This is a genomic window from Salinicola sp. MIT1003, assembly GCF_001858555.1.
Classification (GTDB): domain Bacteria; phylum Pseudomonadota; class Gammaproteobacteria; order Pseudomonadales; family Halomonadaceae; genus Salinicola; species Salinicola salarius.
Map to the genome: position 1 here is coordinate 48,400 of NZ_MCAP01000004.1, position 13,405 is coordinate 61,804.

The following is a 13,405-nucleotide window of genomic DNA, read 5'->3' on the forward strand; positions in this document are numbered from 1 at the left end:
GGGCTGCCGTCGAAAATCTGTATCGAACTCGTCAGAGCGCAAACGACTCGAGCGTCAGCGTGTCGTCTTCGACTCTCAGCTGCCATCCCACGCCGGGACGCCAGTCGCCGATGACGTAGCGTTTGGCCGGCTCGCCACCGACGGTGAGATCGTGGACGGCCGGGCGATGGGTATGGCCGTGAATCATGACCTTCACCTCGTGAGCCTGCAGGGTCTCGACGACGGCTTCGGGAGTGACGTCCATGATGTCTTCGGCCTTGTTGGTATTGGCTTCGCCGGACTGCTGCCGTAGCTGCTTGGCCAGCGCCAGACGCTCCTCGACCGGCATCGCCAGTATCTGCGCCTGCCAGGCCGGATTGCGCGCCTGCTGGCGGAAGGCCATGTAGGCTTCGTCTCGGGTACACAGGCTGTCGCCGTGCATCAGCAGGACGCGCTGACCCGCAAGTTCGACCACCGTCGGGTCGTCGAGCAGGGCGCAACCGCTATCCGCAGCGAATGACTCGCCGATCAGAAAATCCCGGTTGCCATGCATGAACGCCAGCCGCGTACCGGCATCGCTGCAGGCCTTCAGTTCGGCAATGATCTGCTGCTCGAACTCGCCACGGTAGTCATCGCCGATCCAGGCTTCGAACAGATCGCCGAGGATGGTCAGCGATGATGCCTGTCGGGCCGGACCGCGAAGGTAGTCGATGAACCCCTTGGCGATGTCCGGCTGGGAGGGGTGAAGATGGAGATCGGCAATCAGCAGTTGCATGCGAGAGATCGTTCCTTTCGATAGTCGGCCAATATCGGGATGAAGATCAGGCCGTGACTTCGGCGCGTTCGATGATGACGTCTTCCGTGGGAACGTCGCTGTGCATGCCACGACGCCCGGTAGCGACCTGGCGGATGCTGTCGACCACGTCCATGCCTTCGACCACGCGGCCGAACACGCAGTAACCCCAGCCCTGCAGGCTCTTGTCGCGATGATTGAGGAAGTCGTTGTCGCCGACGTTGATGAAGAACTGCGCGCTGGCCGAGTGCGGGTCCTGGGTGCGTGCCATGGCAACGCTGCCCTTCTGGTTGGCCAGGCCGTTGTCGGCTTCGTTCTCGATGGGCGCACGCGTGGACTTCTGCTCGAAGTCGGTGTCGAAGCCGCCGCCCTGGACCATGAATCCGTCGATCACGCGATGGAACAGCGTGCCGTCATAGTGGCCGTCCTTGACGTACTGCTCGAAGTTGGCGGCAGTTTTCGGAGCCTTGTCATGGTCGAGTTCGAGTTTGATGACACCGTGGTTGGTATGCAAGACGATCATCGGAAATCCTGAGCGATTCTGGGCTGTCGATAGGTGGCGGCCGGCTTGGCGCCGGCCGCGGGCGTCGCGCTATAATAGCGGTTTTGGGCCGGCGGGAGAAACCGCTGTCCCTGCGTGTTAACCTGCCGTCATCCGGGCCGCATCTTTGGCCGATCATTCGAATTACAGAGGTTGCCTGCATTCCATGAGCGTCGAAAGCAACACGAGCGCCGAGAGCCCCAACGACAACGCCGAGACCCAGCACGGTGCCGATACCCAGCAGGGCGCGCCGAACTTCTTGCGTAACCAGATTCGGGACGAGATCGAGTCGGGCCAGGCCAAGACGATCGTGACTCGCTTCCCGCCGGAGCCGAACGGGTTTCTGCACATCGGCCATGCCAAGTCGATCTGGGTCAATTTCGGCCTGGCGGAGCAGTTCGGTGGGCGATGCCATCTGCGCTTCGACGACACCAATCCCGCCAAGGAAGAACAGGCGTATATCGATGCCATCCAGGAGGATATCCGCTGGCTCGGGTACGAATGGAGCGGGGCGGTGCGCTTTGCGTCCGACTACTTCGATCAGTTGTACGCCTGGGCCCAGCACCTGGTGCGGGAAGGCAAGGCGTACGTCGACGATCTCTCGCCGGAGGAGATCCGCGAATATCGGGGCACGCTGACCGAGCCGGGCCGCCCGAGTCCGTATCGCGATCGCAGTGTCGATGAAAATCTCGACCTGCTCGAGCGCATGCGCCTGGGCGAGTTCGACGAAGGGGCGAAGGTGCTTCGGGCCAGGATCGACATGGCCGCGCCGAACATCAACCTGCGCGATCCGATCCTCTACCGCATTCGCCATGCGCATCACCACCAGACCGGCGATGCGTGGAAGATCTATCCCTCCTACGACTTTACCCATGGGCAGTCCGACGCCATCGAGGGCATCACGCATTCGCTATGCACGCTGGAGTTCGAGGACCATCGACCGCTGTACGAATGGTTCCTGGACCAGTTGCCGGTGCCGTCCAGACCCCGGCAGACCGAGTTCGCACGGATGAACGTCAACTATACGGTGACGTCCAAGCGAAAGCTCAAGCTGCTGGTCGATCAGAACGTGGTCGATGGCTGGGACGATCCGCGCATGCCGACGATCTCCGGGCTGCGCCGCCGGGGCTATACGCCGGCGTCGCTGCGTAAGTTCTGCGACATGACCGGGGTCAGCCGTGCCGCCAACGTGGTCGATATCGCGATGCTGCATTTCGCCATTCGTTCGGATCTCGAGGACAACGCGCCCCGGGCCATGTGCGTTCTCGACCCGCTGAAGGTGGTGTTGACCAATGTCCCGGCGGATCACGACGAGGCTTTCGAGGTGCCCGGGCATCCGGCGCGCGAGGACATGGGCATGCGCCGGCTGCCATTCACCCGCGAGATCTGGATCGATCGCGACGACTTCATGGAAGAGCCGCCGAAGAAATTCTTCCGCCTGGCGCCCGGCAAGGAAGTTCGCTTGCGCAACGGCTATGTCATCCGCTGCGACGAGGTGATCAAGGGCGAGGGCGGCGAGATCGAGGCACTGCACTGCAGCGTCGACTTCGACACGCTGGGCAAGAATCCGGAAGGGCGCAAGGTCAAGGGCGTCATCCACTGGGTCAGCGCGGAACATGGCGTGCCGGTGGAGGTTCGGCTGTACGACAACCTGTTCCTCGACGAGGCGCCGGACCGTGACAAGGACGCCGATTTCCTCGAGCACCTGAACCCGGAGTCGCTGATTGTCGTGGAAGGGATCGCCGAGCCGGCGCTGGCGAAGGTGGAACCCGAAGCGCGCTACCAGTTCGAACGCGTTGGCTACTTCTGTGCCGATCGTCACGCTTGTCGCGATGGCAAGCTGGTGTTCAACCGCACCGTGGGGCTCAAGGATAGCTGGGCCAAGATTCAGAAGAAGCAGAGCTAAGGTAGCGAGAACATGAGCGCGCTGGAGATCTACAACACGCTGACGCGACGCAAGGCGGCGCTGGAACCGATCGAGCCCGGCAAGCTGCGGATGTACGTCTGCGGCATGACGGTCTACGACTACTGCCATCTGGGCCATGCCCGCGTCATGGTGGCGTTCGACGTGATCACTCGCTGGCTGCGTCAGACCGGACTGGACGTGACCTACGTTCGCAATATCACCGATATCGACGACAAGATACTCAGGCGCGCGGAGGAGAATGGCGAGTCGATATCGGCATTGACCGAGCGCATGATCGCGGCGATGCACGAGGACGAAGCGCGGCTCGGCGTGCTGCGCCCCGATGCGGAGCCACGTGCGACCGGCCACATTCCCGAGATCGTGGCGATGATCGAGCGCCTGATCGAAGGCGGTTATGCCTATGCGGCCGACAATGGTGACGTCTACTATCGTGTCCGGCGCTTCGCCGACTACGGCAAGCTCAACAATCGCAACCTCGACGACATGAGAGCGGGCGCGAGGGTCGATGTCGACGCGCACAAGGAAGATCCGCTCGATTTCGTGCTGTGGAAAGCCGCCAAGCCAGGTGAAGCGAGCTGGTCGTCGCCATGGGGCGACGGGCGGCCCGGCTGGCATATCGAGTGTTCGGCGATGTCGACCTGTTGCCTGGGCGATACCTTCGATATTCATGGCGGCGGGCCGGACCTGACTTTCCCGCATCACGAGAACGAGATCGCTCAGAGCGAGGCGGCGACGGGCAAGCCCTACGTCAACGTGTGGATGCACGCTGGTGCGGTGCGCGTCAATCAGGAGAAGATGTCCAAGTCGCTGGGCAACTTCTTCACCATTCGCGATGTATTGGAAGTGCACGATCCGGAAGTGGTCCGCTACCTGCTGGTCGCGAGCCACTATCGAAGCCCGATCAACTACGCGCCGGAGTCGCTCAGCGAGGCGCGCAAGTCGCTGGAGCGCTTCTATCATGCGCTCGATGGCGTCGAGCTGGCCCACGGCGATGTCGAAGGAGTCTACGCCGAGCGATTCTCGGCGGCGATGAACGATGATTTCAATACGCCGGAAGCACTATCGGTACTGTTCGATCTGGCCCGGGAGATCAACCGGTTGCGCGATGCCGAGCCGGCCCATGCCGGGGCGCTGGGGCAGGAGCTCAAGCGACTGGCCAGTGTGCTGGGGCTGCTTGGGCGCGAACCGGCCGAATTCCTCAAGGCGGGGGCTGCCGGTCTGCCGCTGAGTGAAGCCGAGATCGAGACGCGTATCGAGGCGCGGGCCGCGGCCAAGGGCAATCGGGATTTCGCCGAGGCCGATCGGATCCGCGACGAGCTGGCAGCATTGGGTATCGTGCTCAAGGACTCTCGCGAAGGTACCCGTTGGAGTTTCGAGGCGCCTCCGGCCTGATGCTGTCATGGCCTTGAAACGACGAACCCCGCCAATGGGCGGGGTTCGTCGTTTTGGGGGCGTCATGATTCGGGAAACGGGATCATTGCCCGGCCAGGCGAGCGAGGATCGCATCGACCATCTTGGCGGAATGCGTCGCGGCCCGTTCCAGGAAGGCGTCAAAGGAGAGTTCGGACTGCTTGCCGGCGATATCCGACAGCGCCCGAATGACCACGAACGGGCACGCGAACAGATGGCAGGTCTGGGCAATCGCGGCGGCTTCCATCTCTACTGCCAGCATCTGGGGGAAATGTCCGCACACGGTGTCGACCCGTGTCGGATCGGCCATGAAGCTGTCGCCGGTACAGATCAGGCCTTCGTGGACGCGTAGATCCCCGAGGCTTTCGATGCAGGCGCGCGCGGTCTCGATCAGCCCGGGATCCGGGGCAAAGCCTGCCGGCATGCCGGGAACCTGGCCCATTTCGTAGCCGAAAGCGGTGACGTCGACATCGTGATGGCGCACCTCGCTGGAGATGATCACGTCGCCGACTTCCATGGCCGCACCGAAGCCGCCGGCAGAGCCGGTGTTGATGATGGCGTCCGGCTGGTAGTGGGTCATCAGTTGCGTTGCGCCCACCGTGGCATTGACTTTGCCGATGCCTGACTGGAGTAGCACGACCCGAAGCCCGTGGCGCTCACCGACATGAAAAGTGCCGCCGGGATGATGTTCGATGCGGGCGTTTTCCAGCTGGGAGGCGAGCAGGGCGACTTCCTGCTCCATGGCGCCAATGATACCGATAGTCTGCATGCGTTATCCGTCCTGGTCCGTCAGATCAGTGCGTAGAGTTGAGGTGTCGTCGGTGCGTCATTGTGCATCGTGAAGTTCGGCCGCTTGCAGGGTGTTCTGCAACAAGGTGGCAACCGTCATCGGTCCGACACCGCCGGGTACCGGGGTGATCCAGCTGGCGCGCTCGGCTGCGGTGTCGAAATCGACATCGCCCACCAGGGTGCCGTCTTCCCGACGGTTGATGCCGACATCGATGACAATGGCGCCGGGCTTGACCCAGTTGCCATTGATCAGGCCGGGCTTGCCGGTAGCAACCACCAGCAGATCGGCCTGTCGGACCTTGTCTTCCAGCCCCTGAGTGAATCGATGACAGATCGTGGTGGTACAGCCGGCAAGCAGCAGTTCCAGCGCCATCGGCCGGCCGACGATATTGGAAGCGCCGACGATGGTGGCGTCCAGCCCCCGGAGCGGGATCCCGCTCTGTTCGAGCAGCGTGATGATACCCTTGGGCGTGCAGGGGCGCAGCAGCGGCAACCGCTGCGCCAGGCGGCCCAGGTTGTACGGATGAAAGCCGTCGACATCCTTGTCCGGACGAATGCGCTCGAGCAAGGGGTTGGCATCGAGATGTGCGGGTAGCGGAAGCTGTAGAAGGATGCCGTCGACGGCAGGGTCGGCGTTCAGGCGATCGATCAGCGCTTCCAGGTCCTGCTGCGTCGTGGTGGTCTCGAGCCGGTGGCTGAAGGAGAGAATGCCGGCGTTCTCGCAGGCTCGGTGCTTGTGGCTGACGTAGACCTCCGAGGCCGGATCGTGGCCGATCAGTATGACGGCCAACCCCGGGCGACGCAGCCCGCGCTGGGTTCGATGTTCCACGTCGACTTTCACTCGATTGCGGATTGAGCCGGCAATGGCCTTGCCATCGATCAACTGAGCGGTCATCGACTTTCCTTTCTGAGTGCTGAGGGGGTCGGCGGAAGGCCGACTGAGATCGGCAATTTTCGCACGCCCAGAGATGCAGTCAACGCGCGACGGGGCGTCAGTGCCATTTGCGGCATTTTTTGATGCTGCGCTGCGAGATGCAATCGAGGTTAAGTGCACGTAAGGGCTTGACCCGACAGAAAGGATCCGTAGAATACGCAGCGCATCGAGGGGCTCGTAGAGTCATCGGGCACGAATGGCATCAAACGGGGTATAGCGCAGTCTGGTAGCGCGCCTGCTTTGGGAGCAGGATGTCGGGGGTTCAAATCCCTCTACCCCGACCATGATGATACCGCTCGTGTCGGTGAAAATGCAGCCGGTGTTGGAATGCGCCTATAGCTCAACCGGATAGAGCAACGGCCTTCTAAGCCGTAGGTTGCAGGTTCGAGTCCTGCTGGGCGCGCCACTCGTTACTTGGTGATGTGGTCCCGGTCGATGCGAAAATCGGTATGGTGGGTGTAGCTCAGTGGTAGAGCCCCGGATTGTGGCTCCGGTGGTCGTGGGTTCGATCCCCATCATCCACCCCATGCCGATCAGCTTTGAGAAATGGTGGGTGTAGCTCAGTGGTAGAGCCCCGGATTGTGGCTCCGGTGGTCGTGGGTTCGATCCCCATCATCCACCCCATTTCTTCCTCGGTGATAGTCCTTTCTTTTCGGTACTGCCTCTCTTTTACTGCGCGTCGCCATCTCTGTCGAATGTTGTGGTTCGATGTTCGAGATGCGTGTCAGGTTAGCCTTAAGTCGATATTTATGGCTTCGGGCTTGTATTTCGTCCCGATTGGCACCATTTACCGCCCTAGTCTGCTTGCCAGTAGGCATGGGGATTCATAAAATCGCCCCCTGTTTAGAAATGAGCGCTTTGAAATGACAGTTTTGAAGCCTGGTTTTTGAGTTGCAATCACAGAACGCCCCCGTCGGTAGAGGATCATCTATGCAAGTTTCCGTTGAGACGACATCCCAGATCGAACGTCGCATCACTGTTCAGGTTCCGGCAGCCGAGGTTGACGAGGCCGTTGCTGCTCGCCTGCAAGACACCGCCAAGCGCGTTCGTCTGAATGGCTTTCGTCAAGGGAAGATCCCGATGGCGGTCGTGCGTCAGCGCTACGGTCAAGACGTGCGCAACGAAGTCGTCAGTGAGCTCATGCGTCAACACTACGTGCGGGCGATTACCGAGCAGAGCCTGAACCCTGCAGGCTATCCGTCGATCGAGCCCAAAATCGATCAGACTGGCAAGGATCTGGAGTTCGTTGCCACGCTGGAAGTCTATCCCGAGATCGAACTGAAGAGCATCGACGGTACGGTCGTGGAGCGTCCCAAGACAGAAATCACGGACGCCGATATCGACACCATGATCGAAACGCTGCGCGGTCAGCGGGCCAAGTTCCAGCCGGTTGAGCGCGCGGCGGAAAATGGCGATCAGGTCAAGATCGATTTCCAGGGATTCCTGGGCGACGAGCCGTTCGAAGGTGGCGCCGCCGAAGGGCATGAGCTCGAGCTGGGGTCCAACCGTTTCATCCCCGGCTTCGAAGAACAGCTGATCGGTGCCAAGGCTGGTGAAGAGAAGCGCATCAGCGTGACCTTCCCGGAAGATTACCAGGCCGAACATCTGGCGGGTCAGGAAGCGACCTTCAAGGTGACGGTTCATGAAGTCTCCGCCAAGGCGCTGCCGGAAGTCGATGCCGACTTCATCAAGGAATTCGGTGTGGAAGACGGCGATGCCGACAAGTTCCGTGCCGAGATCAAGAGCAACATGGAGCGCGAGGTCAAGCAGGCGGCGCAGAATCGCGTCAAGCAGCAGGCTCTCGATGCGCTGCAGAAAGCCAATGACGTCACCGTGCCCCAGTCACTGGTCGGCCAGGAGACCGAGGGCCTCAAGCGTCAGGCGGCTCAGCAGTTCGGTCTTGGCGAAGACTTCGATGTCAGCCAGTTGCCCAACGAGCTGTTCGCCGACCAGGCCCGTACTCGTGTCAAGGTCGGTCTGCTGCTGGCGGAAGTCATCAAGCAACACGAGCTGGACGCCAGCGACGACGAGATCCGTGCTCGCGCCGAAGAGTTGGCATCTCAGTATCAGCAGCCCGAGCAGGCCGTCGAGCAGTACATGCAGAACGACGAGCTCAAAGGGCAGATCAAGTCGGCGGTGCTGGAAGACAAGGCCGTTGACAAGCTTCTCGAGCAGGCCCAGGTTAACGACGTCAGCATGAGCTACGAGCAAGTGCTTCAGGCGGCTCAACAGGCCGAGCAATCGGCTGAAGAAGCTGAAGAAGACGAGGCCGAGGAAAGCGATTCCAAAGCATGATGGGTGCTTGGTAAGCGAGCGGCCCGGCCGAAGCCGGGCCGCTAGTCGATGGGCCTGACAATCACCAGCTGTAAGGAAATCGCGATGCGTAACGAGTTCGACATCAGTAATGCTGGCGGCCTGGTCCCGATGGTGGTGGAGCAGAGTGCGCGCGGCGAGCGGTCGTACGATATCTACTCTCGTCTGCTCAAAGAGCGTGTCATCTTCCTGGTCGGCCCGGTCGAGGACTACATGGCCAACCTGGTCGTGGCACAGCTGCTGTTCCTGGAGTCCGAAAATCCTGACAAGGATATTCATCTCTATATCAACTCGCCGGGTGGTTCAGTGACGGCGGGCATGTCCATTTATGACACCATGCAGTTCATCAAGCCGGATGTCTCGACGGTCTGTATCGGCCAGGCGGCCAGCATGGGTGCGCTGTTGCTGGCTGGCGGCGCGAAGGACAAGCGCTTCTGCCTGCCGCATTCGCGCATGATGATCCACCAGCCGCTTGGGGGTTATCAGGGGCAGGCAGCGGACATCGAGATCCACACCCGTGAAATCCTGACCATTCGCCAGAAGCTGAATCGCATCCTGGCGAACCACACGGGTCAGGATATCGACAAGATCGCTCAGGACACCGACCGTGACAACTTCATGGATGGTAGTCAGGCCGTCGAATACGGCCTGATCGACGCCGTGCTGGATAAGCGTCCGGTATCCTGATAGCGTTTGAGTCAAGGTTTCACACGACGGCGTGCTGCGCCGTCGTCCTGACGAGGTACACGAATGGCCGACGGTAAAGGCAAAGACGACAACGGCAAGCTGCTGTACTGCTCGTTCTGCGGCAAGAACCAGAACGAAGTGCGCAAGCTCATCGCAGGCCCGTCTGTCTACATCTGTGACGAGTGTGTCGATCTCTGCAATGACATCATTCGCGAGGAGGTTCTGGAAGCCGACGCCGAGAGCGATGAAGACCGTCTTCCCGTACCCCGAGAGATTCGTAATACGCTCGACGACTATGTGATTGGCCAGGATCGCGCCAAGATGGTGTTGTCCGTTGCGGTCTACAATCACTACAAGCGTCTACGCAGTGGTGGCAAGAGCGACAGCATCGAGCTGGGCAAGTCCAACATCCTGCTGATTGGCCCGACGGGCAGCGGCAAGACACTGCTGGCGGAAACGCTGGCGCGCCTGCTCAATGTGCCGTTCACGATCGCAGACGCCACGACGCTCACCGAAGCGGGCTACGTGGGCGAGGATGTCGAGAACATCATCCAGAAGTTGCTGCAGAAATGTGACTACGACGTCGAGAAGGCCCAGCGCGGCATCGTCTACATCGACGAGATCGACAAGATTTCGCGCAAGTCGGACAATCCCTCCATCACGCGTGACGTGTCCGGTGAAGGCGTGCAGCAGGCGCTGCTCAAGCTGATCGAAGGGACGACGGCTTCCGTTCCACCGCAGGGCGGCCGCAAGCATCCACAGCAGGAATTCCTGCAAGTCGACACCGGCAATATCCTGTTCATCGTCGGCGGCGCCTTCGCTGGCCTGGACAAGGTGATTCGTGACCGTGCCGAGAAGGGCGGAATTGGTTTCAATGCTGCGGTGAAGAGCAAGGAAAGCAACAAGGGTGTCGGTGATGTCCTTGCCGACGTCGAGCCCGAGGATCTCGTCAAGTTCGGATTGATTCCCGAGTTCGTCGGACGCTTGCCGGTGATCGCGACGTTGACCGAACTGACCGAAGATGCGCTGGTCCAGATCCTGACCGAGCCCAAGAACTCGCTGGTCAAGCAGTATGCGCACCTGTTCGAGATGGAAGGGGTGGAGCTGGACTTCCGTGAAGATGCCTTGCGAGCCGTGGCGCACAAGGCCATGGAACGCAAGACGGGCGCGCGTGGGCTACGTTCGATTCTGGAATCGGTACTGCTGGAGACGATGTACGACGTGCCGTCGCTCGACGGCGTCACCAAGGTCGTGATCGACAGCTCAGTCATTACCGGCGATAGCGAACCGCTGCTAATCTACTCCAAGCAGGAAGAGAGTCGTGTCGTCAATAAAGACGGGTGATCGGGACGTGTCGTTCCGTTCAGCTATCTAGCGAGGGGGCCTGATGGCCCCCTTTTTTATGGATTCGGTCTTTCAGGGATTCGCTAGTCTATCGGATGCTACTTGTATCTGGCTGATGACGCCCCCACGTACCTTTCATATTGATATTGCCGCTCTGGTGGCTCACCCATCCGAAAGTTTGTCGAGGAAATGCTGTAATGGCGCAGAGCTCTGACCAGACATTGACGCTTCCGCTCTTGCCGCTACGTGACGTGGTAGTCTATCCGCAGATGGTCATACCACTGTTCGTGGGGCGGGAAAAATCGATCCGGGCGCTGGAAACCGCGATGGAGCACGACAAGCGCGTGCTATTGGTCGCGCAGCGTGAGGCGGCTCATGACGACCCCGGTGTCGACGATCTTTTCAGTATCGGCACGGTGGCCGATATCATGCAGCTGCTCAAGCTTCCCGACGGTACGGTCAAGGTGCTTATCGAAGGGAGCTTCCGGGCCGATATCCAGGAGGTTTCGCAGGACGAGGACGGCTTCATCAGCGCGCAGGCAGTGGCGCGGGATAGTGAGCCGCTGAGCGAACGTGAGCAGGAGTCTCTGGTTCGCGTGCTGCTCAATCAGTTCGAGCAGTACGTCAAGCTGTCCAAGAAGGTGCCTGGCGAGGTTCTCTCTTCGCTGCAGGAGATCGAAGATCCCAGCCGGCTCGTCGACACGATCTGTGCGCACCTGTCATTGAAGATCGATGACAAGCAGGAGCTGCTCGAGATGGATCGTGTGCGCGATCGGGTCGAACACCTGATGGCGCTGATCGAGTCCGAGATCGATCTGCTGCAGGTCGAGAAACGCATCCGGTCGCGGGTCAAGGACCAGATGGAGAAGTCTCAGCGCGAGTACTATCTCAATGAGCAGATGAAGGCCATCCAGAAAGAGATGGGCGAGCTCGAGAACGTGCCCAACGAGGCGGAAAAGTACGAGCAGCGCATCAAGGATGCCGGGATGCCCCAGGAAGCCGTCGACAAGGCTACTCAGGAGCTCGGCAAACTCAAGATGATGTCGCCCACCTCTGCCGAGGCGACCGTCGTCCGCTCGTATCTGGATTGGGTCCTGTCCGTGCCATGGAAAAAGCGGACTCGGGTGAAGCATGACCTGCCGCACGCTGCCAAGGTGCTGGACGAGGATCATTATGGCCTGGAAGAAGTCAAGGAACGCATTCTTGAGTATCTTGCCGTACAAAAGCGGGTCAAGAAGCTCAAGGGGCCGGTGCTGTGTCTTGTCGGCCCGCCCGGCGTAGGCAAGACATCACTGGGCCAGTCGATTGCGCGCGCCACCAACCGGCGCTACGTACGCCTGGCATTGGGTGGCGTGCGTGATGAATCCGAGATCCGCGGTCACCGGCGTACTTACATCGGCTCGCTGCCGGGTAAGCTGATTCAGCGCATGAGCAAGGCGGGTGTACGCAATCCGCTGTTTTTGCTCGATGAAGTCGACAAGATCGGCATGGATCATCGTGGAGATCCTTCCTCTGCGCTGCTGGAAGTGCTGGATCCCGAGCAGAACGACAAGTTCAACGATCATTATCTTGAGCTCGATTACGATCTGTCGGACGTGATGTTCCTCTGTACGGCCAATTCGATGAACATTCCCGGTCCGTTGCTGGACCGTATGGAAGTCATTCGTCTGCCGGGGTATACCGAGGACGAGAAGCTCGCCATCGCCAAGCGCTACCTGGTTCCCAAGCAGCTCAAGGCGAACGGGCTCAAGGAAGGCGAACTGACGTTCAGCGACGAGTCCGTGCTCGAGCTGATCCGCTATTACTCCCGCGAAGCCGGGGTGCGTGAACTCGAGCGCCAGGTCGCCAAGGTCTGCCGCAAGGTGCTTCGTGAACGTCTGGAAACGGAAAAAGGCCAGGGCGCCCAGGCCGGGCAGACTCTGTCGGCGGATGATATCGAACGCTACGCTGGCGTGCGCCGCTACAGCTATGGCCTGGCGGATCAGGAGCATCAGGTCGGCCGCGTCACCGGGCTGGCCTGGACTTCGGTCGGCGGCGAACTGCTGTACATCGAGTCTGTCGTGACGCCGGGCAAGGGGCGGGTCAACAAGACTGGCTCACTGGGCGACGTCATGAAGGAGTCCGTCAGTGCCGCTCACACCGTGGTGCGGGCGAGAGCGCGCCAGTTTGGTATCGACCCCGAGCGCTTCGAAAAGGAAGACCTGCATATCCATGTTCCCGAGGGCGCCACGCCGAAGGATGGCCCGAGCGCAGGCATCGGCATGGTAACGGCCATGGTGTCGGCCTATACCGGGCGGCCCGTACGCTGTGATGTGGCAATGACCGGCGAAGTCAATCTGCGTGGCGAAGTCATGCCGATCGGCGGGCTCAAGGAGAAATTGCTGGCTGCACGGCGCGGTGGTATAAAGACCGTACTCATACCGGAAGAGAATCGTCGGGACCTCAAAGAGGTGCCCGAGAACATCAAGAATGCATTGGACATTCGTTCGGTGAAGTGGATTGATGACGTGTTGTCAACGGCATTGACGAACCATGTCGACGACGATGACAAGCTCGCCGAAGATGTAGCTTCTTCGCAAACCAATGTCAGCACACATTGATCTCATCGATGCGTAAATTTCGTGCGTCAGGCCCGATATGACGCGGTTTTTCTGATGATCTCGATTGACAGCAGAAACTCGGCATTGC

Annotated in this window: 10 protein-coding genes and 4 tRNA genes; 10 read left to right on the forward strand and 4 right to left on the reverse strand. The window is 60.4% G+C overall.

Features of this window, described 5'->3' with window-relative positions:
- Positions 1 to 31: 31 nt before the first annotated feature.
- Both BC443_RS01995 and BC443_RS02000 read right to left on the reverse strand, forming a co-directional pair.
- Entirely contained in the window at positions 32 to 754 is a 723-nt protein-coding gene (locus BC443_RS01995) for a UDP-2,3-diacylglucosamine diphosphatase (RefSeq protein WP_071230168.1), read from the reverse strand.
- 46 nt (positions 755 to 800) lie between these two features.
- Positions 801 to 1,295 (reverse strand): peptidylprolyl isomerase, encoded by a 495-nt coding sequence (locus BC443_RS02000; protein WP_071230169.1) that lies wholly within the window; start codon positions 1,293 to 1,295, stop codon positions 801 to 803.
- Positions 1,296 to 1,479: 184 nt separating this feature from the next.
- Between BC443_RS02000 and BC443_RS02005 the strand changes: the two genes are divergently transcribed.
- Together BC443_RS02005 and cysS are read left to right on the forward strand one after the other, a co-directional pair.
- Positions 1,480 to 3,219 (forward strand): glutamine--tRNA ligase/YqeY domain fusion protein, encoded by a 1,740-nt coding sequence (locus tag BC443_RS02005; RefSeq protein WP_083387158.1) that lies wholly within the window; start codon positions 1,480 to 1,482, stop codon positions 3,217 to 3,219.
- A 21-nt stretch (positions 3,220 to 3,240) separates the two neighbouring features.
- Positions 3,241 to 4,632: a cysteine--tRNA ligase gene (cysS, locus tag BC443_RS02010; RefSeq protein WP_170835837.1), complete on the forward strand. Its 1,392-nt coding sequence runs from the start codon at positions 3,241 to 3,243 to the stop codon at positions 4,630 to 4,632.
- 82 nt (positions 4,633 to 4,714) lie between these two features.
- On the opposite strand, the gene mtnN is transcribed toward cysS, so the two are convergent.
- Both mtnN and folD read right to left on the reverse strand, forming a co-directional pair.
- Positions 4,715 to 5,419, reverse strand: a complete 705-nt coding sequence (gene mtnN / locus BC443_RS02015; RefSeq protein WP_071230171.1) for a 5'-methylthioadenosine/S-adenosylhomocysteine nucleosidase — start codon at positions 5,417 to 5,419, stop codon at positions 4,715 to 4,717.
- A 57-nt stretch (positions 5,420 to 5,476) separates the two neighbouring features.
- On the reverse strand, positions 5,477 to 6,334 hold the full coding sequence (gene folD / locus BC443_RS02020; protein ID WP_071230172.1) for a bifunctional methylenetetrahydrofolate dehydrogenase/methenyltetrahydrofolate cyclohydrolase FolD: 858 nt from the start codon (positions 6,332 to 6,334) through the stop codon (positions 5,477 to 5,479).
- Positions 6,335 to 6,580: 246 nt separating this feature from the next.
- On the opposite strand from folD, the gene BC443_RS02025 reads away from it, so the two are divergent.
- The 8 genes from BC443_RS02025 (at position 6,581) to lon (ending at position 13,317) form a co-directional block, all read left to right on the forward strand.
- Positions 6,581 to 6,657 (forward strand) — tRNA-Pro (locus tag BC443_RS02025).
- Positions 6,658 to 6,702: 45 nt separating this feature from the next.
- Positions 6,703 to 6,779: transfer RNA gene (locus tag BC443_RS02030), tRNA-Arg, on the forward strand.
- Between the two features lie 46 nt (positions 6,780 to 6,825).
- Positions 6,826 to 6,900, forward strand: a tRNA-His gene (locus tag BC443_RS02035).
- Between the two features lie 22 nt (positions 6,901 to 6,922).
- Positions 6,923 to 6,997: transfer RNA gene (locus BC443_RS02040), tRNA-His, on the forward strand.
- Positions 6,998 to 7,303: 306 nt separating this feature from the next.
- A complete protein-coding gene (gene tig, locus BC443_RS02045) occupies positions 7,304 to 8,668 on the forward strand; it encodes a trigger factor (protein ID WP_071230173.1) in 1,365 nt (454 codons plus the stop codon).
- A gap of 84 nt (positions 8,669 to 8,752) precedes the next feature.
- Complete coding sequence (gene clpP, locus BC443_RS02050) at positions 8,753 to 9,373, forward strand: ATP-dependent Clp endopeptidase proteolytic subunit ClpP (RefSeq protein ID WP_071230174.1); 621 nt, start codon at positions 8,753 to 8,755, stop codon at positions 9,371 to 9,373.
- Between the two features lie 63 nt (positions 9,374 to 9,436).
- Positions 9,437 to 10,717, forward strand: a complete 1,281-nt coding sequence (gene clpX, locus BC443_RS02055) for an ATP-dependent Clp protease ATP-binding subunit ClpX (RefSeq protein WP_071230175.1) — start codon at positions 9,437 to 9,439, stop codon at positions 10,715 to 10,717.
- 197 nt (positions 10,718 to 10,914) lie between these two features.
- A complete protein-coding gene (gene lon / locus BC443_RS02060) occupies positions 10,915 to 13,317 on the forward strand; it encodes an endopeptidase La (protein WP_071230176.1) in 2,403 nt (800 codons plus the stop codon).
- Positions 13,318 to 13,405 lie beyond the last annotated feature (88 nt).

Bases quoted from the DNA above. Each gene is read 5' to 3' on its own strand.
- BC443_RS01995 (WP_071230168.1), bottom strand. From the start codon at position 754: ATGCAACTGCTGATTGCCGATCTCCATCTTCACCCCTCCCAGCCGGAC.
- BC443_RS02000 (WP_071230169.1), bottom strand. From the start codon at position 1,295: ATGATCGTCTTGCATACCAACCACGGTGTCATCAAACTCGAACTCGAC.
- BC443_RS02005 (WP_083387158.1), top strand. From the start codon at position 1,480: ATGAGCGTCGAAAGCAACACGAGCGCCGAGAGCCCCAACGACAACGCC.
- mtnN (WP_071230171.1), bottom strand. From the start codon at position 5,419: ATGCAGACTATCGGTATCATTGGCGCCATGGAGCAGGAAGTCGCCCTG.
- folD (WP_071230172.1), bottom strand. From the start codon at position 6,334: ATGACCGCTCAGTTGATCGATGGCAAGGCCATTGCCGGCTCAATCCGC.
- tig (WP_071230173.1), top strand. From the start codon at position 7,304: ATGCAAGTTTCCGTTGAGACGACATCCCAGATCGAACGTCGCATCACT.
- clpP (WP_071230174.1), top strand. From the start codon at position 8,753: ATGCGTAACGAGTTCGACATCAGTAATGCTGGCGGCCTGGTCCCGATG.
- clpX (WP_071230175.1), top strand. From the start codon at position 9,437: ATGGCCGACGGTAAAGGCAAAGACGACAACGGCAAGCTGCTGTACTGC.
- lon (WP_071230176.1), top strand. From the start codon at position 10,915: ATGGCGCAGAGCTCTGACCAGACATTGACGCTTCCGCTCTTGCCGCTA.